This window comes from Streptomyces sp. R-74717 (assembly GCF_047305335.1).
Lineage (GTDB): Bacteria > Actinomycetota > Actinomycetes > Streptomycetales > Streptomycetaceae > Streptomyces > Streptomyces atratus.
The window spans coordinates 7,036,916-7,061,621 of the sequence record NZ_CP102361.1 but is presented as its reverse complement, the minus strand read 5'-3'; the positions used below and the strand labels follow the sequence as shown (position 1 = coordinate 7,061,621).

Here is a 24,706-nt window from a genome sequence, read left to right as displayed (position 1 = left end):
GGGGGTACGGCGCCACATGACGTCTCGCAGCCGGGTCGACGACATGGTGGTCGTCGTCCCGGGCATTCTCGGCAGTCGGCTGGCAGGCGCGGACGGGCACGAGGTCTGGGGCCTCTCGGGCCCGGCCCTCCTCCGCGGGATCCGTACGTTCGGCCGGTCCGTCAAGGACCTGGCGCTGCCCCCGGACCTGGGCGACGAGCACCCGGGCGACGGTGTGCGCCCGCCCGGTCCGATGCGCGACCTGCACGGACTGCTGGGTATCGGGACGCTCGTGGACGGCTACGACGGCTTCCTGGAGTGGCTGGAGAACAACTTCACGCTCCGGCGCCGGGGCGTGAAGGACGAAGCGGACGCCCCCGCCAACCTGATCGACTTCGCCTACGACTGGCGGCTGTCCTGCCGCTACAACGCGGACCGGCTGGCCGAGCGGGTGGACGAGGAGCTCGGCCGCTGGCGAGCCTCGGCGCCGGAGCGGGCGGAGGCCCGGGTCGTCTTCGTCTGCCACTCGATGGGTGGCCTGGTCACCCGCCAGTACGTGGAGCGGTGCGGCGGCGTGGAGGTGACGCGCCGCGTGATCACGCTCGGAACCCCGTACCGGGGCTCCCTGGACGCCCTGCTCTCTTTGGTCAACGGGGTGGGCCCGGCCGGTATCGGCCTCACCGCGTTCGCCCGCAGCCTTCCGTCCCTCCACCAGCTCGTCCCCGACTACGCCGCGCTGATCACCGCGCCGGGCGAGCCGCTGCGATACGCCCGTGAGGTGACCGGCCTGCCCGGGACCGACGCGGCACTGCTCAAGGACGCCGCCCGCTTCCACGAGGCGCTGCGGGAGTCCGGGGCGGGGGCGGCGTACGGAGTGGAGTACGTACCGATCAGCGGGGTGCTCCAGCCGACCCCGACCACCGCCGAGGTCCAGGGCGAGAAGCTGACCGGACTGCTCACGATCGACGGGACCGACGAGGGCGGCGACGGCCGCGTGCCCAGGCTCTCCAGCGCCCACGTGGGGGCGGCGGGGCGGCCCGCGTACACGCCCTGGGAGAAGCACGGCTCGCTCCAGAACAACACGGCGCTGCGCCAGGCCCTCTACAACTGGCTCACCCCGGACCCGCCGGTCCACCGGGGCCCGGAGGTCGCGGACATCCCGCTGGTGGTGGACGCCCCGGACGCGATCATCGAGGGCGAGGTGTACGAGCTGCGGGCCACGGTCCCGCCGGACATACGGGGCCACGACCGGGTGGCCGTATTCGCGGCGGCCGGGGGCGGACCGGTGCGGACGCTGAACAACCTGGGCGGTGGCCGTTACGTGGCACGCCTGGCCGGGCTGCCGGCGGGGCCGCACCGGGTGCGGGTGAGTACGGGGAACGCGGGCCATGTCGTGATGACCGCGCTGGTGCTGGTACTGGAGGGCGGGGCGGGCGATGGTGCGTGAGACGGGCGTGGCGGGCGACGACGGACGCGAGCCAGTGGGGACGGCGCTGTGCGTGGTGTGCGAGGAGTACGCCGACAAGCGGAGCTTTCCCCGGCTGACCGGGGCGGTCGCCCAGATGGAGGGGATCGCCGGACTGCTGGAGGGTCTGGGGATCGCGGCGCATGTGGTGGGCGGCGGGAACCCGTCCTGGGCGGCCTTCGACGAGGCCCTCACCGCCTGGAGCGAGAACTGGCGGGAGACGGGGGCGGCGAAGCCCGCGATCATCATCTGGTCGGGACACGGGGTGCTGATCGACGACGAACTGCGCCTCGCGCTCTGCGACCTGGATCTCGACGTCGAGCAGGTGATTCGTGACGCACGCGCCCTCAAGCGGGGCGTCTCGGCCGAGACGCTGGTCAATGACGCGGTGGCGTCGGGCGCGGACCAGATCCTGGTGATCATCGACACCTGCTACGCGGGGGACGCGGTGGGCCGGGGCGTGGAGAAGGCTCTGCGGCGCTGGGAGGCCATGTCCACGCCGCCCGGCCAGGCCAAGTGGTTCGGGATCATGGCGAGCTGTCGGCGCAACGAGACGTCGGACGGCAGCGGCCCTCTGCTCACCGCGTTGGCGCAGGTGCTGAAGGCCGGCCCTGCCACCACCGAGTACCGCTCGGCATGGAGCGCCCACAACGAGTTGGTCAGCGGCCCGGACCTGCTGGCCGCGCTGGACGAGCGATGGCGCGGCGAGGGGCAGACACCGGTGCCCGCCACCCTCGGCACCGGGCGGCCGGTCTTCCCGAACCCGCGCCATGTGCCCGGGGCCCCCGCCCGGCTGGTGGAGCACCTGGTGCTCGCGGCGCGCGGCGTCGGGTACCGCGAGGAGGGCTGGTTCTTCACGGGCCGGAAGGAGGTGCTGGGCCGGATCGCCGCATGGCTGGAGGCGGACGAGGCCGGGCTCTTCCTGGTGACCGGCCCGGCGGGCTGCGGCAAGTCGGCCGTGCTGGGCCGGATCGCGACGCTCACCGATCCCGGGCAGCGGAAGGAGACCGAAGCGCACGGGGGCCTGCGCGAGGACGACCCGGACCCGGGCCTGCGCCCCGACCGCTCCCTCGCCTCCGTGCATCTTCGAGGCCTGAGCCCTCTCCAGGCGGCCTCGGAGCTGGCCCGGCAACTCGGACTGCCGGAACCCCGCAACGCGGACGACTTCCGGGGCGAGCTCCGTGAGCTGTCCCCGCAGCCGGTGCTGATTCTCGACGGCCTGGACGAAGTACCCGCCGAGCACCTCCGCGCCGTGATCGAGGAGCTGGTCTTTCCGCTCAGCCGGACGGTCCCGGTCCTGCTCGGCTCCCGCGACCGGGCGTTCCGCAGCCGCCTGGCGGAGGAAGGGCGCGGGGACGAGACACTGCCGGACGCCCTGGCCCGGCTGATCGGCGCGGGTGTCACCAGTGCGGACCTGGAGCGGGAGCCGCACACGCAGGAGGACATCGGTGAGTACGTGTTCCGCCGGTGCGCGGCGGCCGGTGTCCCGGAGGACCGGGCGCGGGAGGCGGGCGATGCGGTCGCCGCGCGTGCTACGGCGGTGGGCGGCGGGTTCCTCTTCGCGCGGCTGGTGACGGGCTCGCTGCTGGCGGGGGGTCGTGTCGCCGAGGAGGGCCGGTGGCCGGCCGGTCTGCCGGGCTCCATCGAGGCCGCGTTCGAGGAGGACCTGCGGGCGGGGCCGGTACGGGTCCTGGCGGACGGCACCGAACTGCCGTCCGCCGCGCGGGATCTGCTGACCGCGCTGGCGTGGACGGTCGGGCGCGGCATGCCCGCCGGGGGCGTGTGGGAGGAGGTCGCCGGAGCGCTGGGCGGCGGTGACATGTCGTACGACGACAGCGACGTGGACTGGGTGCTGTCCGCCTACGGCCGCTACATCGTCGAGGACTCCGAGGACGGACAGGCGGTGTACCGCCTGTACCACCGCGAGTTCGTGTCACATCTCGCGGACCGGGAAGGGCCGGGGCACGCCGAGGCCGGAGAGGTGGCGTTGGCCGCGCTCATCGCGCACGTCGAGCGGCGAGCGGTGGGCGGCGACTGGGGCGCGGTCGATCCGTACGTGGTGCGCGGGCTGGCGCGGCACGCGGCGCGGGCGGGTGCGCCGGGGATCAAAATGGTGCGAAGGCTGGTCGAGAGGGGTGGACCGGGCGCAGTACCGTATCTGGCCGAAACGCTCCACATCCTCTCCGAGCTGCTGGATGCGGCGGGAGAACTGGAGGGTGCTCTGTCCGCCGCGCGGGAGGCGCTGTCCCTGCGGGAGGAACTGGAACGAGAGTCTCCGGGAAGCCAACGGGCCGCGGTGGCCCGTGCTCTGATCAACGTCGCCAGCCGTTGCGCCGCCACCGGCGACCGAGCGGGGGCTCTGGTGCCCGCACGGAAGGCGGTCCTCATCCAGCGGGCACTGACCGATTCCGGGGCGGACGGCATGCTCTCGGCTCTGGCGGCTTCACTCAACACTCTCGGCAACCGCCTCGCAGGCGTCGGCGACCACGAGGGCGCCCTCGATCCGGCGCGGGAAGCCGTACGCATCTACCGCGAACTCACCAAGCGGAGCCCAGCGGCTTTCCTTCCAGGTCTCGCCGCTACGCTCGCCAACCTTGCGGCGCACCTGGGGGCCGGCGGACACCACCGGGCGGCGCTCCCGCACGCGGAGGAAGCGGTCGACATCTACCGCGAACTCACCACGCTTCACCCTGACGCGTTTCTGGGCGACCTGGCCTCCACCCTCGGCAATCTGGCAGGCCACCTCAGCGAAACCGGCGCCCACGCGGATGCGCTGTCGCACTCGGAGGAGGCGGTCCGCATCCGGCGGGCCGTGGCCAAACGCCACTCCGCTGCTCTGCCTCTGTTGGCCGGTTCCCTGAGCAACTTGTCCAAGCACCGCGCCAATGTCGGGGACCGTGAGGGGGCCCTCGCGCTCGCGCAGGAGGCGGTGCGCATCTACCGAGACCTTGGTTCACGCCATCCGGCCGCTTACCTGCCGGGCCTGGCCAACGCCCTCACCATTCTGTCGCACCGCATCTCCGCCACCGGAGACGGCAAGGCGGCACGTGCCCCGGCGCGGGAGGCAGCACGTCTGTACGCCAGGCTCGCTGCTGAGCACCCTGGTGCGTTCCGCGCGGGGCTCGCTCTGTCCCTGAACACTCTGGCCGGAACGTCACCCGTTGAAGACTGGGAGTCCGCCGTGGCGTTGGTGCGAGAGGCCGTGCGGATCCAGCGCGAACTGGTCGCAGAACATCCGGCCGCACACCTTCCGGTGCTTGCCGACTTCCTCCACAACCTTGCCAGGGCGCTCGTCTTCGCCGGGGAGTACGCAGCGGCCCTGGCCCACATCGAGGAAGCGGTCGGCGTCTATCGACAACTCGTCTCTCAGGATCCGAGCCCGTTTCGCTCCCAGTTCGCTACCACACTCAACACCCTCGGCACTCGTCGCGCGTACGTCGGCAACGTCTCAGGGGCGCTCGATGCGGCGCAGGAGGCCCTTGTCATCCATCGCGATCTCGCCGCACAACAGCCGGGTGCCTTTCGCCCTGACCTGGCCACCACCCTGAACAACCTTGCCAACCACTTCAACAGCATCGGAGACCCTGCAGCGGGGGTACGGGCGGCGGAGGAGGCTGTCGCCATCTATCGCGAACTGGTGGCGCAGCACCCCACCGTGTTCCGCCCCGCCCTCGCCACAGCTCTCAGCTCACTCGCGCAGAATCTCGCCGACGTCGGCAGCCCGGAAAGGGCACTGTCACCAGCGCAGGAGGCCATCCGCCACCTGCGTGAACTCGTCGTCAAACAGGCCAAGACCTTCCTTCCACCCTTGGCCCGGTCCCTCCACAGCCTCAGCATGTACATGAGGCTGAACCAGGACGCCGAAGGGGCCGTGAGCGCGGCAGCGGAAGCGGTCGCCGCCTACCGGACTCTGGCGCTGGAGAAACCCGGTGTCTTCGAAAACGCCCTGGTCTCCGCTCTCGCCGACCTGGCCCGGGCACTCGTCCGCATGGACGACCGCGCGTCGGCGATCCGGGAATTCGACGAGGTCGTGGAGGAGTTCGCCGCCGCCCACCCCGCGACCGCCCGGCGTGTCCGTGTCGAGCGGAGTGTCTTCCTGCTGAACTGTCCTGATCCCCAGGCCTCGGTCGGCGTACGCGGGCTCGTGTCCTTCCTCGCCGATGACTCCGCGCCGGACGGCGGCGGCGCGGACCCCGTGACCGTACGGGCCCGGCGGGCTCTTCGCGCCCACAGCGACGCCGAGGCCGTACGCACCGCGTGGGAGGAAGGGACCTTCGCCCCCGCACCGCCCTGGGTCGCCCTGTCTCCGGAGACCCTGGACCTCGTCGCTTCCTGGATGTTCGCGCCCAACTGGCCCCAGTCACGCGATGTCTGGTCCCGGAACGCGGAAGTGCTCAGCAGCGAGGAGACTGCGACAGCCCTCGACGAACTGGCACTCCTGGACCCCCGCACCGCACAACAGCACGCCGCGCTCCGCGAGGCCGTCCTCGCCCACGGCGTGACCGCCGCCTACGATCCGCTGATCCTCGCGGAGCAGGTGGCGGAGTGGGTGGACTGCGCCACCTGGGCGGAGTCACGGGTCTTCCTCGAGGACCATCCCCGCATCCTCCGGGCCCAGCCGTCCGAGGCCACCCCGCTCGCGCACGTCGCCATCCTCGATGTCGCCGGCGCCGAAGGACTGGACGCCGCGTACCGCCTCGTCGAGGACCACGACGCCCTCCAGGCGTACGTGGAAAGGGCGTTGGCGGCCGGGGACGGCAACGCGCTGCTGCACGCAGCAGCCATCGAGGGGCAGGTCTTCGACGACAGGCTGTCCTCCCTCACCCACGCCCAGGCGGGCATGGTGCTCTCCGGGGCTGTCGAGGGCGTCGAACCGGACGAGCTGGCCACGCTCCTCCCCCGCGCACCCGAGGCGACCCGTGCCCGGCTGCTGAGGGAGATCCTCGCCCTCAGCGTCCGGCACGCCCACCCGCACGGCGAGACGTGGCTCCAGATCGTCCAGGCTCTCAGCGGGGCCGCCTGACGCTCACCGCCCCGCCGTCAGCCGGCGTTCCCGCCGCTCTCCAGCCGCCCGCCCCGGCTCTCCGCGATCCGCAGGGTGTCCCCCAGCGACTCGGCGAGCCGGGTGCCCGCGAACCGTAGCTCCTGCTCCCCCACCACGGTCTCCGCCAACAGCTCCCGGGCCTGCTCCAGTACGTACTCGGCCGAGGCGATCATGTCGGCCTCCAGTTCGTCGGCCATCCGGGAGAGGCGGCTGTCCGGGTTCGCTGTGCTCAGCCAGCACGGGCCGCCGCGCTCGTTGGTCCACGGGAGCAGTCGCAGGGCCCGGCCCTGTCCGTCGAACATCATGTCGGTCGCTACCTCCGGTGCAGGCCCTCTGGTGCGCCGCACGAGAGGATGGTTACGGTGTGTGCCGCAATCGTCGCCGTGGGGGACCTCGCCCCAACAGAGCGCCACTGTCCCGGCCTTGGGAACGGGACACACGAAAGGCACGCACCGTGACGTTCAAGCCCCAGCCGCTCACCCCTTATCTGTCCGCCCGCCACTACTTCGGTTCCGAGCAGCGCCGCCACCGCGAGCGGGCGGGCCTGTCGCTCGTGCAGCTCGCGGGCATCGTGAACTCCAGCAAGAGCACGCTGGCCCGGATCGAGACGGCCGACCTGATGCCGCCGCCGGACATTCCCAGCCGGCTGGACATGGCCTTCGGGGCGGATGACCACTTCCACGGGCTTTACGAGCTCGCTCGGCGCGAGATCCACCCCGACCAGTACCAGCGGTACATGGACTTCGAGTTCCGGTCCGAGGTGATAGAGCAGTACGGCGCGCAGGCACTGCCGGGGCTGTTACAGACCGAGGAGTACGCGCGCACGTTTCTCCGTTGCCAGGAGGACCTGAGCGCCGAACAGGTCGAGGAACGCGTCACCGCGCGCATGTCGCGGCAGGAGCGGCAGCGTTCGGCGAATCCGCCGTTCCGGTGGGCGATCATCGACGAGGCCGTGCTGCGACGGCAGATGGGCAGTCCGGCCTGCATGCGCGAGCAGCTGGCTTCGCTGCTAGAGCAGGTGGATACTCCGAACAGTAAAGTTCAGGTGATGCCGTTCAGTGCGGGACTCCACTCGCTCCTGGGTGGCGCGCTGACTCTGCTGACCCTGCCCGACGGCGCTTCGGTGGCGTACGAGGAGGGCATTCAGGCCGGTCATCTCTACGAGGATCCGGCTGCGGTGAAGAAGTGGCGGCGGCAGTACGAGGTACTGCGCGCCAACTCCCTCCCCTTGGCCGAGTCGGCAGAACTGATCCGGACCGCGATGGAGGGCTACCGACCATGACCCACTCCCCCGAGCTGAGCACCGCCCACTGGCGTCGCAGCAGCTACAGCAATTCCAATGGGGGCGAATGCGTCGAGATCAGCGACGACTTCCCCGGCGTCGTCCCCGTACGCGACAGCAAGAACCCTGCCGGCCCCGCACTCGTCGTCCAGGCCGCGGCCTGGGGCGCGTTCGTCTCCTCGCTCAAGTAGCAGCAGCGCTCAAGCAGCAAGCGGAGAGCCCTGGAGGAATGGAGAGGGCCCTGTCCCACGCAGGCGCGTGGGACAGGGCCCTCTCGTCGTACCAGGCGGGTCAGGCCTGCGCGGGCTCGGCCTCCCGGGCCTCGTCGGGCTCGAAGCCAGACGGGTCCGACACGCCGGCCTTCTTGGCGCGCTTGATCGCCTTCTTCTTCGCCCGGCGCTCCTTGCGGAGCTCCACCATCGCGTAGAGCGTCGGCACCAGGAGCAGCGTCAGCAGCGTCGAGGTGACCAGGCCGCCGATCACCACGACGGCGAGCGGCTGCGAGATGAAGCCGCCCTCGCCGGTGACGCCGAGCGCCATCGGGAGCAGGGCGAAGATCGTCGCCAGGGCGGTCATCAGGATCGGGCGGAGCCGGTGGCGGCCGCCCTCGATGACTGCTTCGACGACGCCCATGCCCTGCGTCCGGTACTGGTTGATCAGGTCGATCAGCACGATCGCGTTGGTGACCACGATGCCGATCAGCATCAGCATGCCGATCATCGCCGGTACGCCCATCGGGGTGCCGGTGACCACGAGCAGGCCGATCGCGCCGGTTGCCGCGAACGGGATGGAGACCAGCAGGATCAGCGGCTGGACCAGGGACCGGAAGGTCGCCACCAGCAGCATGAAGACGATCGCGATCGCGGCCAGCATGGCCAGGCCGAGATTCATGAACGCGTCGTTCTGGTCCTCGGAGACACCGCCGATGGTGGCGGTGGCGCCGTCCGGGAGCTTCAGCGCGTTGATCTTCGTCTGGAGCGAGGCGCTGACCGCGCCGGTGTTGTCACCCGTGGGCTTGGCGGTGATGGTCGCGGCGCGCTGGCCGTCGATCCTCGTCATCGAGACCGGTCCGGGGACCAGCTCGACGTCGGCGATCCGGCCGAGCTTGACCGGGCCGAGGGAGAGGTTCTTCAGCTCGGCCATCGTGGTGGCCGGGTGGGCGGACTTGATGACGACATCACGCTCGGTGTCGTCCATGATCGCCTTGCCGGACGGGGTGCCGCGCACCGCTCCGGCGACGGCCGCGCCGAGCGTGGTCTGGTTGAAACCGGCGTCGGCGGCCTTGGCGTTGGCCTTGACCGAGATCCGCGGGACGCTCTGCGCCAGGTCGCTCTGGACGTCGGTGACGTCCTTCAGCTTGGCCACCTCGGCCCGTACCTCTTCGGATGCCTTCTTCAGGACGTCCGCGTCGGCGGCCTTGACCACGACGCTGAGGTCCTGGCTGCCGAAGCCGTCGCCCGCGGCGATGGTGGTGTCGCCGATGCCGTCGAGCTTGCCGAGGCCCTCGTCGATGCGCTTCTGGGTGGCGTCGAAGTCGGCCGAGTCCTTCAGGGTGACCTGGTAGGAGGCCTGGTTGGATCCCGTACCGCCGCCGAAGGCCGCCATGAAGCCGGAGGAGCCGACGGTGACCTGGTAGTCCTTGACGCCCTTGTCGCCGGCGAGGAGCTTCTCGACCTTCTTGGCCGCCTCGTCGGCGGCCGCCAGGCTGGTGCCGGGGGTCAGCTCCTGCTTGATGGAGAGGACTTCCTGCTCTCCCTGGTCGAAGAAGTTGGTCTTCAGCAGCGGGGCCATGCCGAAGGTGCCGAGCAGCACCACGATGGCGATGACGATGCTGGTGACACGGCGCCGGGTCGCGAAGCGCAGCACCGGGATGTACAGCCGCTGGAGCCGGCTGCGGGCCTCCTTCTCCTCGGCCTTGCGACGGGCCTCGTCCGGGTTCTCCGTGGCGCCCTTCGGGGCGCGCAGGAACCAGTAGGACAGGACGGGGACGACGGTCAGCGAGACCAGCAGGGAGGCCAGCAGGGCCGCGGTGACGGTCAGCGAGAAGGAGCCGAAGAGCTCGCCGACCATGCCGCCGACGAGACCGATCGGCAGGAAGACGGCGACCGTGGTGAGGGTCGAGGAGGTGACCGCGCCGGCCACTTCCTTGACCGCGGTGATGATCGCGGACTGGCGCTCCTCGCCGTAGCCGAGGTGACGCTTGATGTTCTCCAGGACCACGATCGAGTCGTCGACGACGCGGCCGATCGCGATGGTCAGCGCGCCGAGCGTGAGCATGTTGAGCGACAGGTCGCGGGTCCAGAGCACGATCAGTGCGAGAACCACGGAGAGCGGGATGGAGACCGCGGTGACCAGCGTCGAGCGGAGCGACGCGAGGAAGACCAGGATCACGATGACCGCGAAGAGCAGACCGAGCGCGCCCTCGGTGGTCAGACCGGAGATCGCCTTGGAGACGGCGGGGCCCTGGTCGGAGACGACGGTCAGTTCGGCGCCGGCTCCGAGGTCCTTGCGGAGGTCGGGGAGCTTGTCCTTGACCGCGTCCGAGATGGCGACGGCGCTGCCGTCCTTGTCCATGGTGGCCATCACGGCGAGGCTCGGCTTGCCGTTGGTACGGGTGATGGAGACCGCGGTGGACGGCTCCTGCTTCACCGTGGCGACGTCACCGACCCGGACCGGCTCGCCGGGCTTGCCCGTCGTCGGGTCCTGGCCGGTGACGCGCAGGTCCTCGATCTGCTTCAGGGAGGTGAAGGCGCCGCCGACCTGGACGGTGCGGCTCTTGCCCGACTCGGAGAAGGAACCGGCGGGGACGGTCGCGCCGCCCGCCTGGAGCGCCTGGGAGAGCGTCGCGGCGTTCAGACCGGCGGAGCTGAGCTTCTTGTCGTCGGGGGTGATGGAGACCTGGAGGTCCCGCACACCGTCGACGGAGACCTGGCCGACGCCCTCGATGTCCTCCAGCGCGGGAACGACGGTGCGGTCCAGCTGGTCGGCGAGCGCCTGCTGGTCCTTGTCGGAGGTGACGGCGAGGACGACGGTCGGGATGTCATCCGTCGAGCCGGCGACGACCTGCGGGTCCACGTCGTCGGGAAGCTGGGCGCGGGCGCGGTTCACCGCCTGCTGGATGTCGGCGACGAGCTGCTTGGTGCCCTCGCTGCCGAAGTCGAAGGTCGCCATGATGACGGCGTTGCCCTCGCTGGCGGTCGAGGTGGTGCCGGTGACGCCGTCGACGGCCTTGATGGAATTCTCGAGGGGTTCGACGACCTGCTTCTCGACCACATCGGGGGACGCACCCTGATAGGGGGCGAGCACCGACACCATCGGGAGTTCGATGGTGGGCAGCAGCTGCTGCTTGAGCTGCGGGATCGCGATCGCTCCGAATACGAGGGCGACAATCGAGATCAGCCCGATCAGGGCCCGTTGCGCGAGGCTGAATCTGGACAGCCAGGACATGGGTTGGGTCTCTCTTCTGTGGCTTACGCGGCAGATGGGCGGGTGGCTGGGGGACATACCCGGCCCAGCTATACGATCGCCCATCCGCAAGACCGAAAGCGTCGACCCCAGGTCGCTTTCTTATGTCGCGCATACCGCAGGTGGAGTACGCCGTATCTCCACCCGTCACTCCGCCCTGGGGCGCACCAGGCCCGATTCATACGCAGTTACCACCAATTGGGCCCGGTCCCGGGCGCCCAGCTTCGCCATCGCCCTGTTCACATGGGTCTTGACGGTGAGCGGGCTGACGACGAGCCGCTCGGCGATCTCGTCGTTGGAGTGCCCGCCCGCGACCAGGACCAGTACCTCGCGTTCGCGGCCGGTGAGCGCGGCGAGCCGCTCGGAGTACTCCGCGGCGCTCGGCCCGTCACCGCCCGAACTGCCGCCCTGCGCAAGGAAGGTGGCGATCAGGCCCTTGGTCGCGGCCGGCGAGAGCAGCGCCTCACCGCCCGCGGCGATACGGATGGCATTGAGCAGTTCCTCCGGTTCCGCCCCTTTGCCGAGGAAACCGGACGCCCCGGCCCGCAGCGACTGCACCACGTACTCGTCCACCTCGAAGGTGGTGAGCATGACGACCCGTACGTCCGCCAGTTCCGGATCGGCGCTGATCATCCGGGTCGCGGCGAGTCCGTCCGTACCGGGCATCCGGATGTCCATCAGCACCACGTCGGCACGCGTCGAGCGGGCCAGTTCCACGGCCTGTGCGCCGTCCGCCGCCTCGCCGACCACCTCCATGTCGGCCTCCGAGTCCACCAGCACCCGGAACGCGCTGCGCAGCAGCGCCTGGTCGTCGACGAGCAGCACCTTGATGGGCGGTGTCATGTGTTTTCCCCCGTCCGGCCCGCCGCGCCCGGCTCCTTGGGCTCTGCCGTGCGGGCCTTGACGGGCAGGATCGCATGAACCCGGAATCCGCCGCCGTAGCGGGGCCCCGCGGTGAGGGAGCCGCCGAGTGCGGTGACGCGTTCGCGCATGCCGAGGAGGCCGTGACCGCCGCCGTCCCCGTTGCGGACGCCTCCGCCCGAGCCGTTGTCGATCACGGTGACCTCGGCCGTGGCGCCGACCCGTACGACGCTCACCTCGGCCTTCGCCCCGGGGCCCGCGTGTTTGCGCACATTGGTCAGCGCCTCCTGAATCACCCGGTACGCGGCCAGGTCGACGGCCGCGGGCAGCGGGGGCCGCCGGTCGGTACAGGCCACCTCGACCGGGAGCCCGGCCCGCCGGACGGTGTCCACCAACTCGTCCAGGACCGCGAGCCCCGGGGCCGGTTCGGTCGGCGCCTCCGGGTCGCCGGACTGGCGCAGCAGCCCGACGGTGGCCCGCAGTTCGTTGAGCGCGGAGCGGCTGGCCTCCCGGACGTGGGCCAGCGCCTCCTTGGCCTGATCGGGGCGTTTGTCCATGACGTGGGCGGCCACCCCGGCCTGGACATTGACCAGGGCGATGTGGTGGGCGACGACGTCGTGCAGATCGCGGGCGATCCGCAGCCGCTCCTCGGCGACCCGGCGCCGGGCCTCCTCGTCACGGGTGCGCTCGGCCCGTTCGGCGCGCTCCCTGATCGCGTCGACGAAGGCGCGCCTGGAGCGTACGGCGTCCCCCACGGCGCCGGCCATGCCGGTCCAGGCGAAGACGCCGAAGTTCTGCTGGCTGTACCAGGGCGCCGCACCGAAGAACATCGCGGCGGCCGTCAGCGCGGCCATGGTCAGCAGACCGACCCGCCAGGTGGTGGGCCGGTCGGTGCGGGCGGCGACGGTGTACAGCGCTATGACGGTACTCATCACCACGGGCGCGGGCGGGTCGGACCTCACCAGCTCGACGACCGTCAGCCCGGCGGTGGCCGCGAGCACCGCCATGGGATTGCGCCGCCGCCAGATGAGTGCCATGGCACCGAGCACCATCAGGACCACACCGCTCGCCTCGGGCCTGCGAATGTCGAAGGTGGGACCGTTCGGTGCGCCCGGGTGGACGAACGACCCGATGATCATGGCCACCAGTACGGCCAGGGCGAGCGCGGTGTCCAGCGCGAGGGGATGGTCGCGCAGCCAGTGCCGGATGCGCAGAACCCCGGTTCCGAGGGTGGTCACGTCAAGCTACGTTACGGCGTGTCGCGCGCGAATCGGTCCGGGGCGTACGGAGAAACCGGCACGGAGCGCGCCGAACCGCCACGGCGCCGGTCCACCGGACACAGCCGTGCCCCGTGTCCGGTGGACCGGACACGGGGCACGGACTTGTGCGGGTGCTGGAGTGCGCCCGGCGTCAGCCGGGGATCAGACCGTCGTCCCGGAGCATGGCGCGCACCTCTTCAAGGGTCGCGTCGGACGACGGCAGGATCAGCTCGGACGGCTCCAGGGAGTCGTCCGGCAAGGGTGTGCCGAACTCGCGCACCCTTGCGAGGAGTGCGTGGAGAGTGGAGCGGAAGCCGGGGCCGTCGCCGCTCTCCATCTCGGCGAGCAGTTCATCGTCGAGCTTGTCGAGCTCGGCGAGATGACTGTCGGCCAGTGCGACCTGGCCCTCCCCCATGATCCGTACGATCATGACGCTGCCTTAACTCTTGTCGAACCTGTGCGGGGACTGCGACGACTGCTGCTGCGCCGCATCCTGCGGGCCGCCCTCGATCGCCTGCTGCTGGGTGGAGCCGCCGGCCAGCTCGGCCTTCATGCGCTGCAGCTCCAGCTCCACATCCGTACCACCGGAGATCCGGTCCAGCTCGGCGGCGATGTCGTCCTTCGCCGTCCCGGTCGGGTCGTCCAGGGCGCCGGAGGCGAGCAGCTCGTCGATCGCACCGGCCCGGGCCTGCAGTTGCTGGGTCTTGTCCTCGGCACGCTGGATCGCCAGGCCGACATCGCCCATCTCCTCGGAGATCCCGGAGAAGGCCTCGCCGATCCGGGTCTGCGCCTGGGCTGCGGTGTAGGTGGCCTTGATGGTCTCCTTCTTGGTACGGAAGGCATCGACCTTGGCCTGCAGCCGCTGGGCCGCGAGAGTGAGCTTCTCCTCCTCGCCCTGCAGCGTGGTGTGCTGCGTCTCCAGGTCGGTGACCTGCTGCTGGAGTGCGGCGCGCCGGGACAGCGCCTCGCGGGCCAGGTCCTCGCGGCCGAGCGCGAGCGCCTTGCGGCCCTGGTCCTCCAGCTTGGACGACTGGCCCTGCAGCTGATTCAGCTGCAGCTCCAGCCGCTTGCGCGAGGTCGCCACATCGGCGACGCCGCGGCGCACCTTCTGAAGCAGCTCCAGCTGCTTCTGGTACGAGTAATCGAGGGTCTCGCGCGGATCCTCGGCCCGGTCAAGGGCCTTGTTTGCCTTCGCGCGGAAGATCATCCCCATACGCTTCATGACACCGCTCATGGGCTTCGCGCGCCCCCTTCTGACGGACTGAGCTCCAGCACTCCAACAGAACCCACAGTACGGGCCCTGCCTCTATTACCGCACTGTTCGAGCACAGATGTGCTCCTCCCCAAGGACGACTGCACCCGGTCACCGCTCCGGCCCAGGGAGTAGGTGGTGGTCAGGGAAACCGGTCCGGACGTCCGCGGCAGACCCATGGGAACACCTGCGAGGACGCAGGCCGTTGCCGGATCGTTCCCGACCGGCCTGGGGCAGCGGCGATCGAACCCGTACCCTTGGGCCTTGTGTTCCGTAGCCGTTCGAAGGAAGAGAAGGCGCCCACCGGCAAGGTGACGGCGGACCTCTCCAAGCAGCCCCGCGACCCGCAGGCCCCCAAAGGTCGCCCCACCCCCAAGCGCAGCGATGCCCAGTCGCAGCGCCGTCGTGCCTCCAGTGGCGCGCCGCTCGACCGCAAGGAGGCCATGAAGCGGCAGCGCGAAGCGCGCCGTGTGGACATGGCCAAGCAGCGTGAGGCGCTCGCCAGTGGCGACGAGCGCTATCTGCCGGCTCGCGACAAGGGCCCGGTGCGGCGCTTCGTCCGCGATTACGTGGACTCGCGTTTCTGCATCGCGGAGTTCTTCCTGCCGCTCGCCGTGATCATTCTGATCCTCAGCGTGATCCAGGTGCAGAACATCCAGACCATCTCGCTGCTGCTCTGGCTCATCGTGATCGTGCTGATCGTCCTCGACTCGATCGGGCTCGCGTTCCGCCTGAAGAAGCAGCTGAACGAGCGCTTCCCCGATACGCCGAAGCGTGGCGCGGTCGCCTACGGTCTGATGCGTACGCTTCAGATGCGTCGGCTCCGGCTACCGAAGCCGCAGGTCAAGCGTGGAGAGCGGCCCTGAGTACGGATATCTCCGGCTCGGCCGGCGGTCCGTCCGCCGGCGCCGCCCCCGCCACCGTCAACGGATTCTCGGGAGCCTCCTCGGTGTGGCTGAAAGGGCTCGGCGGGCTGCGCAACACCGTCCGCCAGGAGCTCGTCGCCCGGCAGATCGACGAGCAGATCGCGGCCCGCTTCCCGGTCGGGCAGCGGCTGCGCGTCCTCGACGTCGGCATGGGCCAGGGCACCCAGGCGCTGCGCCTGGCCAGGGCCGGTCACAGCGTGACGGGCCTGGAGTCCGACGCCGAGATGCTGCGGGTGGCCCGTGAGGCGCTCGGCAACGAGCCCGCGGGCATCCGTGAACGGGTCCGGCTCATCGAGGGCAACGGCCTGGACACCGGGGTGCACTTCCTGCCCGGCAGCTTCGACGTGGTGCTCTGCCACGGCGTGCTGATGTATGTCCGGGAGCCGGACGCGATGCTGGCCGGACTTGCCCGGATGCTGGCCCCGGGCGGACTGCTCTCGCTGCTCGTACGGAACGCCGACGCGCTGGCGATGCGGCCCGGAGCCGCCGGGGACTGGGACGCGGCGCTGGCCGCCTTCGACACGGATGCGTACACCAATCGGCTGGGGCTCGCGGTGAGGGCCGACCGGCTGGACGCGCTGACGGCCACGCTCGCCGGTATCGCGGCACCCCTGCACGCCTGGTACGGGGTGCGCGTCTTCACGGACAACGTGAGCAACGACGTGGAACTGCCGGCCGCCGACGAACTGGAGCGGGTACTGGCCGCGGAGGACCGCGCCGGACGGACCGATCCGTACCGCCGGGTGGCCGCGCTGCTTCATCTGTGCGGAGTGCGGGGCTAGAACCTTCGGGTGCGCCGCCGGAGTTGTCCGGCGGCGCACCCGGTCGGCCGAACCCAACAGGCCCCCAATAGGGTCAAAAGTAATAATTCGGACATGGATGCATCCCACTCCCGCAGCCGTGTACGCCGTCTGCTGCTGCCTCTGACCGCAGGTGTCTGCGCAGCCGCCCTGGTGAGCGGCTGCTCGGACGCGAACTCCGATTCTCCGACGGCCCGACCCACCACGTCGGCCTCCGCTTCCCGGGCCGTCGCCGATCTGCAGAACGAATACCAGGACGTGATCAAGAACGTCCTGCCGTCGGTCGTGCAGATCGAAGCCTCCAACAGCCTGGGCTCGGGCGTCATCTACGACACCGAGGGCCATATCGTCACCAACGCCCATGTGGTCGGCAACGAGAAGACGTTCAAGGTCACCGTCGCCACCGGCGAGAAGGTGGTGCGGGCCTCGCTGGTCGCCGCCTATCCGGAACAGGATCTGGCCGTCATCAAGCTCGCCGGCGTCCCGGAAGGGCTGAAGCCCGCGAAGTTCGGGGACTCGGAGAAGGTCGAGGTGGGACAGATCGTGCTGGCGATGGGCTCGCCGCTCGGGCTGTCCTCCAGCGTCACCCAGGGCATCGTCTCGGCGCTCGGCCGGACCGTCAGCGAAGGCCGCGCGGGCGGTGGCACGGGCGCGACGATCGCGAACATGGTGCAGACCTCGGCGGCGATCAACCCGGGCAACAGCGGCGGTGCGCTGGTCAATCTGAACAGCGAGGTGATCGGCATCCCGACGCTGGGGGCGATCGACCCGCAGATGGGTGACAGTGCGGCACCGGGGATCGGGTTCGCGATCCCCGTGTCGATGGTGAAGACGATCGCCGATCAGATCATCAAGAGCGGCAAGGTCACCGACTCGGGCCGGGCGGCGCTGAACATCACCGGACGCACGGTCGTCGACGACACCTACCGTCCGGTCGGGGTGGCGCTGGTCGGCGTGACGAAGGGCGGCGCCGCGGACAAGGCGGGGCTGCGGGTCGGCGATGTCATCACCAAGGTCGCAGATGTGCGGGTCCCGACGATCACGTCCCTGTCGGAGGCACTGGCCTCGGACAAGCCGGGCGAGAAGGTCACGGTGACGTATCTGCGCGACGGGGCGGAGAAGACGGCGCAGGTCACTCTGGGCGAGATCTAGCTGTATTGCCCTGGGCGTCGCCGTACAGGCCCGAGCGTCGCCGTACAGGCCCGATCGGGGTCGTGCGGGCCTGATGGCCGCCGTACGACCCCGATCGTCAGCCGTACGGGTTTGGAGACAGGTCCAGGCCCGTACGGCTGCTCACGCACCGGGGCGGATCAGCCCTGGTCGGCCTGGAGGCTCATGGGGCCGTAGATCTTTGTCGTGTCGTCGAAGAGCGTCACCTGGTCCGCCCCGCCGTCGAGGAGTTCCTTCCAGTACTCACCGATCCAGGACTCCGCATCACCCTGCGTAGTGAATTCCTCCGGCTGCAGGGCCGGCTCCGTCTCCGTACCGTCGGACTTCTCGAACCGCCACGTCCACGCCATGTCCGCCTCCTGGGTCACTTTGCTGTCCGCAGCCTAGTGCCTCCAACCAGTGCGGGAACGGGTTCTGCGCCCGCGCGGACACCCCCCAAGTCGCGCACCCGCTGCGCGGACGCGGGAGGATCGGAGGCGTGGAACTGACTCTGCTGGGCACCGGAGCCCCCGACGGGCTGCCGCGGCCCGAATGTCCCTGTGCCGCCTGCGCCACCGCCCGCGGTATGCGCTCGCGGGCCGCGACCGCGCTGCTCGTCGACGACGCGCTGCTGCTCGATCTCACCCCGGGGGCCGTGTTCGCCGCAGCCCGTGCGGGGCATTCGCTCACCGGAGTACGGCAGGTGCTGCTCACCCACCCGCACGACGGGCCCGCCGTGGAGCTGCCCGCCGGACTGCCTCCGGCGGGACGGGTGCCGGACGGGCGGGAGCTGACGCTGATCAGCGGTCACCGGGTGAGGGCGGTGCCGATGGACGCGCCGGGGACGGGTTACGAGGTGACGGCTCCGGAGGGCGCACGGCTGCTCTACCTGCCGCCGGGCGCCGCGCCCTCCGGTCTCGCGGACCGGGTGGCAAAGCCCTACGACATGGTGGTCGGCGATGTGGTCGGGCGGCCGGACGCGGTGGCGCGGCTGCGGGCCGTCGAGGCGATCGCGCCGACCACCGAGATCATCGCCGTCCATCTGGACCATGACGCACCGCCCGGCGCCGAGCTGGACCGGCGGCTCGCGGCGGCCGGCGCGCGGGCCGTGCCCGACGGGACGACGCTGGTGGTGGGCGAGTACCACTCGGCGCCGGACGTGCCGCGGCGCACGTTGGTGACGGGCGGTGCCAGGTCGGGGAAGTCGGTGGAGGCCGAGCGGCGTCTGGAGACGTTCCCCGAGGTGGTGTACGTGGCGACCGGTGGAGGCAGGGAAGGGGACGCGGAGTGGGCGGCCCGGATCGGGCTGCACCGGGACCGCAGGCCGGCCGCCTGGCGCACCGAGGAGACGTGCGAGCTGGTGGAGCTGCTGGAGTCGGACGGGCCGCCGCTGCTGATCGACTGTCTGTCGCTGTGGCTGACGGATGCGATGGACCGGGTGGATGCCTGGGACGACGCGGCGTGGGCGAACGGCGGCGAGAGCGCGTTGCGGGAGCGGACCGCCGAGCTGGTCGCCGCGGTGCGCGGAACGCGGCGCACGGTCGTCGCCGTGACCAATGAGACCGGCTCGGGCGTGGTGCCCGCGACGGCTGCCGGGCGGCGGTTCCGGGACGAGCTGGGCCGCTTGAACGCCGCGTTCGCCGACGAGTGCGAACAGGTGCTGCTGGTGGTGTCCGGACAGGTGCTGACGCTGCGCGGCTGACCGGGACTCGGGAACGCGGAACGCAGGAACACGACGCAGGAACGGAACGCGAGAACAGGAGGAGCGGACATGGCACGTGTGCGACCGATACTGAACGGGGTTCCGGAGACCTTGTTGTGGACGCTCTACAACCGGGCGTACGAGGCGGGGCAGCCCTATCCCGTGCTGGATGATCCGATGGCGCTCCGGTTGCTGAAGGATCTGGACTACCCCTTCGAGGAACGGTTCGGGCGGCCGAACGCGTTCCACTCACAGGCCCAGGGGCTGCGCTCGCGCTGCTTCGACCTGGCCGTGCAGGGGTATCTCGCCGACCGTCCGCAGGCCACTGTGGTAGCCCTCGGCGACGGTCTGGAGACCGGCTTCTGGAGGATCGACGACGGCCGGCTGAACTGGCTGAGTGTGGAACTGCCCGAGGTCGCCGAACTGCGCCGGGCGCTGCTGCCCGCCTCGGACCGGCTGCGCACCCTGTCCCGTTCGGCGACCGATCTGTCCTGGCTGGACGAGATCGAGGACCCGGAGGGCCGCGGTGTTGTCGTCACGACACAGGGTCTGCTGATGTATCTGCCCCCCAAGGAGGTACGGAGGATCCTGGCGGCCTGTGCCGAACGGCTGCCCGGCGGCATCCTGGTACTGGACACGATGGCGCGCTGGCTGGCCAGGGGCGCGGTGGCCGGCACGTCGAAGGTCGGCGGGATGACCATTCCGCCGATGCGCTGGGCGATGAACCCCGGCGAGCGGCACAAGCTGCGCAGTGCGCACCCGGGGATCACCGAGGTGCGGGCGCTGCGGCTGCCGCGGGGGCGGGGCGCGATGGGCGAGCTGATCCGGGTCCAGTCGCTGCTTCCGGGGCTGCGGACCCTGACGCCCGCAATGACGCAGCTGCGGTTCGGGGGCAGAACCTCGCACTGACCCGGTGTCAGAAATGTGGCGGGTACTGTTCCGCAGTGAGCCCGCCGCCGGGCTCACCGGCCCACTCCACGTATCGACCCGCAAGGCAGACCCCCGTGAATCTGGACGACTTCTCCGACCTGATCGAACGCCCCGACGGCGGCGTACGGCGCGACGCCGAGGAACGGCGGGAGCGCCTGGTCGTTCCCCCCGGCGCCCTCGGCCGCCTGGACGAGCTGGGCGCATGGCTCTCGGCCGCCCAGCAGTCCGTACCGGTCAAGGCGATCGAGCAGCCGCGCGTGGTGCTCTTCGCCGGTGACCACGGGGTTGCCGAACTGGGCGTCTCCGGGCGCGCGGCCGGTAGTGCGTACGAGCTGGTTCGGGCCACGCTGGAGGGTGCGACTCCGCTCGCCGTGCTGGCGCGCCAGTTCTCGGTACCGGTACGGATCGTCGACGCCGCTCTGGACTGCGACCCCGAGCTGCTTCCCGAGTCGGTGGTACGTCACCGGGTGCGGCGTGGCAGCGGCCGGATCGACATCGAGGACGCGCTGACGGCCGAGGAGGCCGAGCAGGCGGTACGTCTCGGCATCGCGATCGCCGATGAGGAGGCCGACTCGGGCACCGATCTGGTGGTGCTCGGCGATCTGAGCGTCGGCGGTACGACGGCCGCGGCCACGCTGATCGCGGCGCTGTGCGGTACGGACGCCTCGGTGGTCACCGGGCGCGGCGGTGCGGGGATCGACGATCTGGCGTGGATGCGCAAGTGTGCGGCGATCCGGGACGCGCTGCGGCGGGCCAGGCCGGTCCTCGGTGATCAGCTGGAGCTGCTGGCCACGGTGGGCGGAGCGGACCTCGCGGCGATGACCGGGTTCCTGCTGCAGTGCGCGGTGCGCAGGCTGCCGGTCATTCTGGACGGTGTGGTCTCGTCGGCCTGTGCGCTGGTGGGTCAGCGGGCGGCCTTCCGGGCGCCGGACTGGTGGCTGGCGGGTCAGGCGAGCGGCGAGCCGGCGCAGACCAAGGCGCTGGACCGGATGGCACTCAACCCGTTGCTGGACCACGGCGTCATCGTGGGCGAAGGAAGTGGGGCATTGCTCGCACTTCCGCTTGTTCGGGCCGCGGCCGCGCTGGCGGCGGAGCTGCCCGAGCGTGCATCCGACGCCGACGAGAAGGACGGTGCCGACGAAGAGGCCGACGGAAGCGACGCGGGCGGCGACGCGACCGACGGCTGACGGACCCGGCAGAGCTGCGGCCGCCGAGCACCGGCCGCAGCACAGTCCCCTCATGCAGCGCGATGCACCATATGATCGCTTTTCATGGGAGAGGTCCGATTGGCCACCGAGGAATCCGGGCGGGGCAGTACCCGGCCACCGAGCACCGTCCGGTCACGCCGCAGCGCCGCGTTCGCCATCTGGTACCTGCGCGTCGTGTCGTTCATCAATTTCCTGAGCGCCGTCTGGGTCACTCTCGGCAACGATCTGCGCCGTCACAACACCGCGAACTACTTCACCCCGTACCTGCTCACCGCCGGCTTCTCCTCCGGGGTGGTCGCGCTCTTCCTCGCGGTCACCATGCGCCGCCGCAAACGGGCCGCGTGGATCGTGAACATGGTGGTGAGCAGTCTTCTGCTGCTGCTCTTCGCCCTGGTGATTCCGTTCCCGGAGGTCCGGCAGTACCCGCAGAACTGGATCTCGCTGGCGCTGACGGCCGTTTTCGTCCTCGCGCTCGTCCTCGGCCGGCGCGAGTTCTACGCGAAGGGCGACCGGTCCAATCCGAAGCTGGCCGCCGTCGTCGCGGTCGGTGGGCTGCTGGTCACCTCGCTGATCGCCGCGGGCCTGGTCACCCTCACCAACACCGCGCGCGACGACTACCTCTCGTCCTTCCTGGACCGCTGGCGCTACGGCGCCCTGCGGCTCGTCTCGGTCGCCGCCAACGATGTCGATTTCCCCGGAATCACCACGCCCGGCTGGGTCAATGTCACCATCAACATCCTCTCCACGCTGCTGCTGATCGCCGTCGTGTACGCGGCGTTCCGGGCCCGCCGGGCCGTCGACCCGATCACCCCGCAGGACGAGGCCCGGCTGCGAGCGCTGCTCGACAAGCACGGCGACCGCGACTCGCTCGGCTACTTCGCGCTGCGCCGGGAGAAGAGCGTCATCTGGTCACCGACCGGGAAGGCCGCCGTCGCCTACCGGGTGGTCGGCGGGGTCTCGCTCGCCTCCGGTGATCCCATCGGCGACCCGGAGGCCTGGCCCGGAGCGATCGAGCCATGGCTGGCCGAGGCCCGCGAGCACGGCTGGATCCCGGCGGTGATGGGCGTGAGCGAGGAGGGCGGCACCATCTACGCGCGGCACGGCCTCGACGCCCTGGAGCTGGGCGACGAGGCGATCGTGGAGACCGCCGAGTTCACCCTCGAAGGACGCGCGATGCGGACCGTCCGCCAGGCGTACAACCGGGTCAGGCGTGCCGGGTACGAAGTGACCGTGCGCCGGCACGCCGACATCCCCGACGACGAGATGGCCGAACTGGTGCGGCGCGCCGACGACTGGCGCGACGGGGCGACCGAACGCGGTTTCTCGATGGCGCTGGGCCGGCTCGGCGATTCGGCAGACGGACAGTGCGTGATGCTCGAATGTCGTAACTCGCCCACCGAAGAGGGCGGCGGGCCCGGCGAGTTGCGCGCCCTACTGAGCTTTGTGCCATGGGGACCGAACGGCCTCTCGCTGGACCTGATGCGCCGTGACCGGGACGCCGAGAACGGCCTGATGGAGTTCATGGTCATCGAACTCCTGCAGCGTGCCGATGAGATCGGGATCACCCAGGTCTCACTGAACTTCGCGATGTTCCGGTCCGTCTTCGAGCGGGGTTCACGGCTCGGCGCCGGACCGGTGCTGAGGCTGTGGCGCTCCATGCTCAGCTTCTTCTCGCGCTGGTGGCAGATCGAGTCGCTCTACCGCGCCAACGCCAAGTACCGACCGATCTGGGAGCCGCGCTTCATGCTCTTCGAGAAGAGCTCCGACCTCCTGCGCATCGGCCTCGCCGCGGGCCGCGCCGAAGGGTTCCTGGAGGCACCCGGTCTGCCCAAGTGGATGCACCGCTCGCAGCTCGGGGCCGGTGGATGAGACCCGTACGCGCGCTGGGCCGGGCGGCTCGCCGCGAGTGGGGTCCGCTCGCGGGGACCGTACGCGCGGGGCTCGCCGCCTCCCGGCTGCGGGCTGTCCCGATGACGCTGGCTTCGGTCTGTCTGACGGCGCTGCTCCATGCGGTGCAGAACCAGTCGTGGGGCTTCGGGGCGGTACACGAGTTCGGGGCGGTGCGGGCCGAGGATCCGTTGTGGGAGGCCCTGCTGCGCACCCCGTTGTCGCTGTTCGTCCCGGCGCTGGATCTGCCGGTGTGGGGGGCGCTGGTGCAGATCCTGGTGGTGTTCGGGAGCGCCGAGATCTGTCTGGGCCGGTGGCGCACACTGCTGATCGCGTACGTCGCGACGCTGGCCGGGACGCTGTACGCGCGGATCGGTGTCGCGCTCGGTCCTGACGGGCTGTTCGGACTGCCCGCCTCCGACGCCCGGGTCGTCGACACCGGTCCGTCGGCGGCGGTGGTCGCTCTCGCCGTCTATGTGTGCTGCGCCTACCGGGCCTGGTTCACCGGGGCGCTGGTGGTCGTGGCGATGGCCGTCGAGGTGATCTTCAAGAACAATCTGGCAGGCAAGGAGCATCTGGCGGCGATCGCCGCGGTGCTCGTGCTGTGCGCCGTCATGGTTGCCCGGCACCGGCACCGGCATCCGCGCCGCCATGATCAGGGCTTGCGTACGGGGGCCGGAGCCCGGTCCGGTGCGCCGCCGATCAGGTCCTGAAATCTGCGGCGCGGGCCCGCCCAGCGCACATCGTGGTGGTAGGCGCGCAGCACCGCCCGGGCGCGGGCGCGGTGACGGTTGCGGTAGAAGCGCTTCGCCCACATCGAGGTCGGCCGGGCCAGCCGGATCGCCCCGATCAGCGCGACGAACGGGACGAGGGTGCCGACGACCGCGAGCCGCGCCTTGCCCTTGAACAGGGCGATCAGCACGAAGCAGAAGTTGACGACCAGGGTCAGGATGACTCCGAGCCTGTCCTGCTGCTGGTCACTGCTCAGCTCGTTCACGCCGAGCGGTGAGAAACCGGCCAGGACCAGCAGCACCAGCGCCGCGGTGAGGACCACGACCTCCACGCTCTGGCGGCCCTCCTCGGTCCAGTACACATCGTCGAGGTGGAGGATCAGGGCGAACTCGTCCAGCACCAGACCCGCACCCATGCCGAAGATCACCGCACAGACCCCCGCGGTGACGCCCTGGCGGCCACTGGCGACCGCCCCGAAGCCACCGATGACGCTCAGCACCACACCGGGCACCACATGGTGGACATGCACTCCGCCGGGCGTGATGTTGCGGAACGGGCCCTTCCCGGCCCGGATCATCCGCGTGATGACCCGGGTGATGGCGAAGGTGAGCACGAAGGCGGCCAGGGCGAGGAGCAGCGGCAGCTTTCCCGGCTCGACGATGTTCTGTTCGAACCAGTGACCCATGCCACCCACTCCCGATAAGTTGCTTTTGCCACGATCTGCCGTGTTCTGCACAATCTATCGGCCCGCCACACCGATTAGCC

20 protein-coding genes are annotated in these 24,706 nt (G+C 70.5%); 12 read left to right on the top strand and 8 right to left on the bottom strand.

What is annotated here, in order from left to right; translation table 11 throughout:
* Positions 1-16: 16 nt before the first annotated feature.
* Entirely contained in the window at positions 17-1,426 is a 1,410-nt protein-coding gene (locus NRF20_RS32345; RefSeq protein WP_413753776.1) for a lipase/acyltransferase domain-containing protein, read from the top strand.
* Positions 1,416-6,467: a tetratricopeptide repeat protein gene (locus NRF20_RS32340; RefSeq protein WP_413753775.1), complete on the top strand. Its 5,052-nt coding sequence runs from the start codon at positions 1,416-1,418 to the stop codon at positions 6,465-6,467. Before NRF20_RS32345 ends, NRF20_RS32340 begins: the two co-directional genes overlap by 11 nt.
* Before the next feature lie 17 nt (positions 6,468-6,484).
* Here the strand turns inward: NRF20_RS32340 and NRF20_RS32335 are convergent, their stop codons facing one another.
* Complete coding sequence (locus NRF20_RS32335; RefSeq protein ID WP_398629695.1) at positions 6,485-6,793, bottom strand: hypothetical protein; 309 nt, start codon at positions 6,791-6,793, stop codon at positions 6,485-6,487.
* Between the two features lie 149 nt (positions 6,794-6,942).
* Between NRF20_RS32335 and NRF20_RS32330 the strand changes: the two genes are divergently transcribed.
* Together NRF20_RS32330 and NRF20_RS32325 are read left to right on the top strand one after the other, a co-directional pair.
* Complete coding sequence (locus tag NRF20_RS32330) at positions 6,943-7,770, top strand: Scr1 family TA system antitoxin-like transcriptional regulator (protein WP_398629696.1); 828 nt, start codon at positions 6,943-6,945, stop codon at positions 7,768-7,770.
* A complete protein-coding gene (locus tag NRF20_RS32325) occupies positions 7,767-7,961 on the top strand; it encodes a DUF397 domain-containing protein (protein WP_398629697.1) in 195 nt (64 codons plus the stop codon). Before NRF20_RS32330 ends, NRF20_RS32325 begins: the two co-directional genes overlap by 4 nt.
* Before the next feature lie 100 nt (positions 7,962-8,061).
* On the opposite strand, the gene NRF20_RS32320 is transcribed toward NRF20_RS32325, so the two are convergent.
* The 5 genes from NRF20_RS32320 to NRF20_RS32300 all read right to left on the bottom strand — a co-directional run bounded on the left by NRF20_RS32320 (position 8,062) and on the right by NRF20_RS32300 (position 14,577).
* Positions 8,062-11,217, bottom strand: a complete 3,156-nt coding sequence (locus NRF20_RS32320) for an efflux RND transporter permease subunit (RefSeq protein WP_413753774.1) — start codon at positions 11,215-11,217, stop codon at positions 8,062-8,064.
* 165 nt (positions 11,218-11,382) lie between these two features.
* The gene (locus NRF20_RS32315) at positions 11,383-12,078 is read right to left on the bottom strand and encodes a response regulator (protein WP_413753773.1); all 696 of its coding nucleotides are present in this window, start codon (positions 12,076-12,078) and stop codon (positions 11,383-11,385) included.
* Complete coding sequence (locus tag NRF20_RS32310) at positions 12,075-13,334, bottom strand: sensor histidine kinase (RefSeq protein ID WP_413753772.1); 1,260 nt, start codon at positions 13,332-13,334, stop codon at positions 12,075-12,077. Before NRF20_RS32310 ends, NRF20_RS32315 begins: the two co-directional genes overlap by 4 nt.
* 172 nt (positions 13,335-13,506) lie before the next feature.
* The gene (gene pspAA / locus NRF20_RS32305) at positions 13,507-13,785 is read right to left on the bottom strand and encodes a PspA-associated protein PspAA (protein WP_266361880.1); all 279 of its coding nucleotides are present in this window, start codon (positions 13,783-13,785) and stop codon (positions 13,507-13,509) included.
* A 9-nt stretch (positions 13,786-13,794) separates the two neighbouring features.
* Positions 13,795-14,577, bottom strand: a complete 783-nt coding sequence (locus NRF20_RS32300; RefSeq protein WP_093893567.1) for a PspA/IM30 family protein — start codon at positions 14,575-14,577, stop codon at positions 13,795-13,797.
* 296 nt (positions 14,578-14,873) lie between these two features.
* On the opposite strand from NRF20_RS32300, the gene NRF20_RS32295 reads away from it, so the two are divergent.
* The 3 genes from NRF20_RS32295 (at position 14,874) to NRF20_RS32285 (ending at position 17,485) form a co-directional block, all read left to right on the top strand.
* Positions 14,874-15,473 carry a DUF3043 domain-containing protein gene (locus tag NRF20_RS32295; protein ID WP_266361879.1) on the top strand — a complete coding sequence of 200 codons (600 nt, stop codon included), beginning with the start codon at positions 14,874-14,876 and terminating at the stop codon, positions 15,471-15,473.
* A gap of 107 nt (positions 15,474-15,580) precedes the next feature.
* Positions 15,581-16,315: a class I SAM-dependent methyltransferase gene (locus tag NRF20_RS32290; RefSeq protein ID WP_398629747.1), complete on the top strand. Its 735-nt coding sequence runs from the start codon at positions 15,581-15,583 to the stop codon at positions 16,313-16,315.
* 93 nt (positions 16,316-16,408) lie between these two features.
* Positions 16,409-17,485: a S1C family serine protease gene (locus NRF20_RS32285; protein WP_398629701.1), complete on the top strand. Its 1,077-nt coding sequence runs from the start codon at positions 16,409-16,411 to the stop codon at positions 17,483-17,485.
* Positions 17,486-17,643: 158 nt separating this feature from the next.
* On the opposite strand, the gene NRF20_RS32280 is transcribed toward NRF20_RS32285, so the two are convergent.
* Positions 17,644-17,853 (bottom strand): hypothetical protein, encoded by a 210-nt coding sequence (locus NRF20_RS32280; RefSeq protein WP_093893560.1) that lies wholly within the window; start codon positions 17,851-17,853, stop codon positions 17,644-17,646.
* A 128-nt stretch (positions 17,854-17,981) separates the two neighbouring features.
* On the opposite strand from NRF20_RS32280, the gene NRF20_RS32275 reads away from it, so the two are divergent.
* From NRF20_RS32275 to NRF20_RS32255, 5 genes are all read left to right on the top strand, one after another.
* Positions 17,982-19,184, top strand: a complete 1,203-nt coding sequence (locus tag NRF20_RS32275; protein WP_413753771.1) for a bifunctional adenosylcobinamide kinase/adenosylcobinamide-phosphate guanylyltransferase — start codon at positions 17,982-17,984, stop codon at positions 19,182-19,184.
* A 69-nt stretch (positions 19,185-19,253) separates the two neighbouring features.
* Positions 19,254-20,093, top strand: coding sequence for a class I SAM-dependent methyltransferase (locus NRF20_RS32270; RefSeq protein WP_398629703.1), 840 nt, complete (start codon positions 19,254-19,256; stop codon positions 20,091-20,093).
* 95 nt (positions 20,094-20,188) lie between these two features.
* Entirely contained in the window at positions 20,189-21,301 is a 1,113-nt protein-coding gene (cobT, locus tag NRF20_RS32265; RefSeq protein WP_398629704.1) for a nicotinate-nucleotide--dimethylbenzimidazole phosphoribosyltransferase, read from the top strand.
* Between the two features lie 84 nt (positions 21,302-21,385).
* Positions 21,386-23,191, top strand: coding sequence for a phosphatidylglycerol lysyltransferase domain-containing protein (locus NRF20_RS32260; protein ID WP_398629705.1), 1,806 nt, complete (start codon positions 21,386-21,388; stop codon positions 23,189-23,191).
* Positions 23,188-23,922, top strand: coding sequence for a hypothetical protein (locus NRF20_RS32255; RefSeq protein WP_398629706.1), 735 nt, complete (start codon positions 23,188-23,190; stop codon positions 23,920-23,922). Before NRF20_RS32260 ends, NRF20_RS32255 begins: the two co-directional genes overlap by 4 nt.
* Here NRF20_RS32255 and NRF20_RS32250 read toward each other — a convergent pair.
* Positions 23,865-24,626 carry a hypothetical protein gene (locus tag NRF20_RS32250; RefSeq protein ID WP_398629707.1) on the bottom strand — a complete coding sequence of 254 codons (762 nt, stop codon included), beginning with the start codon at positions 24,624-24,626 and terminating at the stop codon, positions 23,865-23,867. The two genes, NRF20_RS32255 and NRF20_RS32250, sit on opposite strands and share 58 nt — an antisense overlap.
* Positions 24,627-24,706 lie beyond the last annotated feature (80 nt).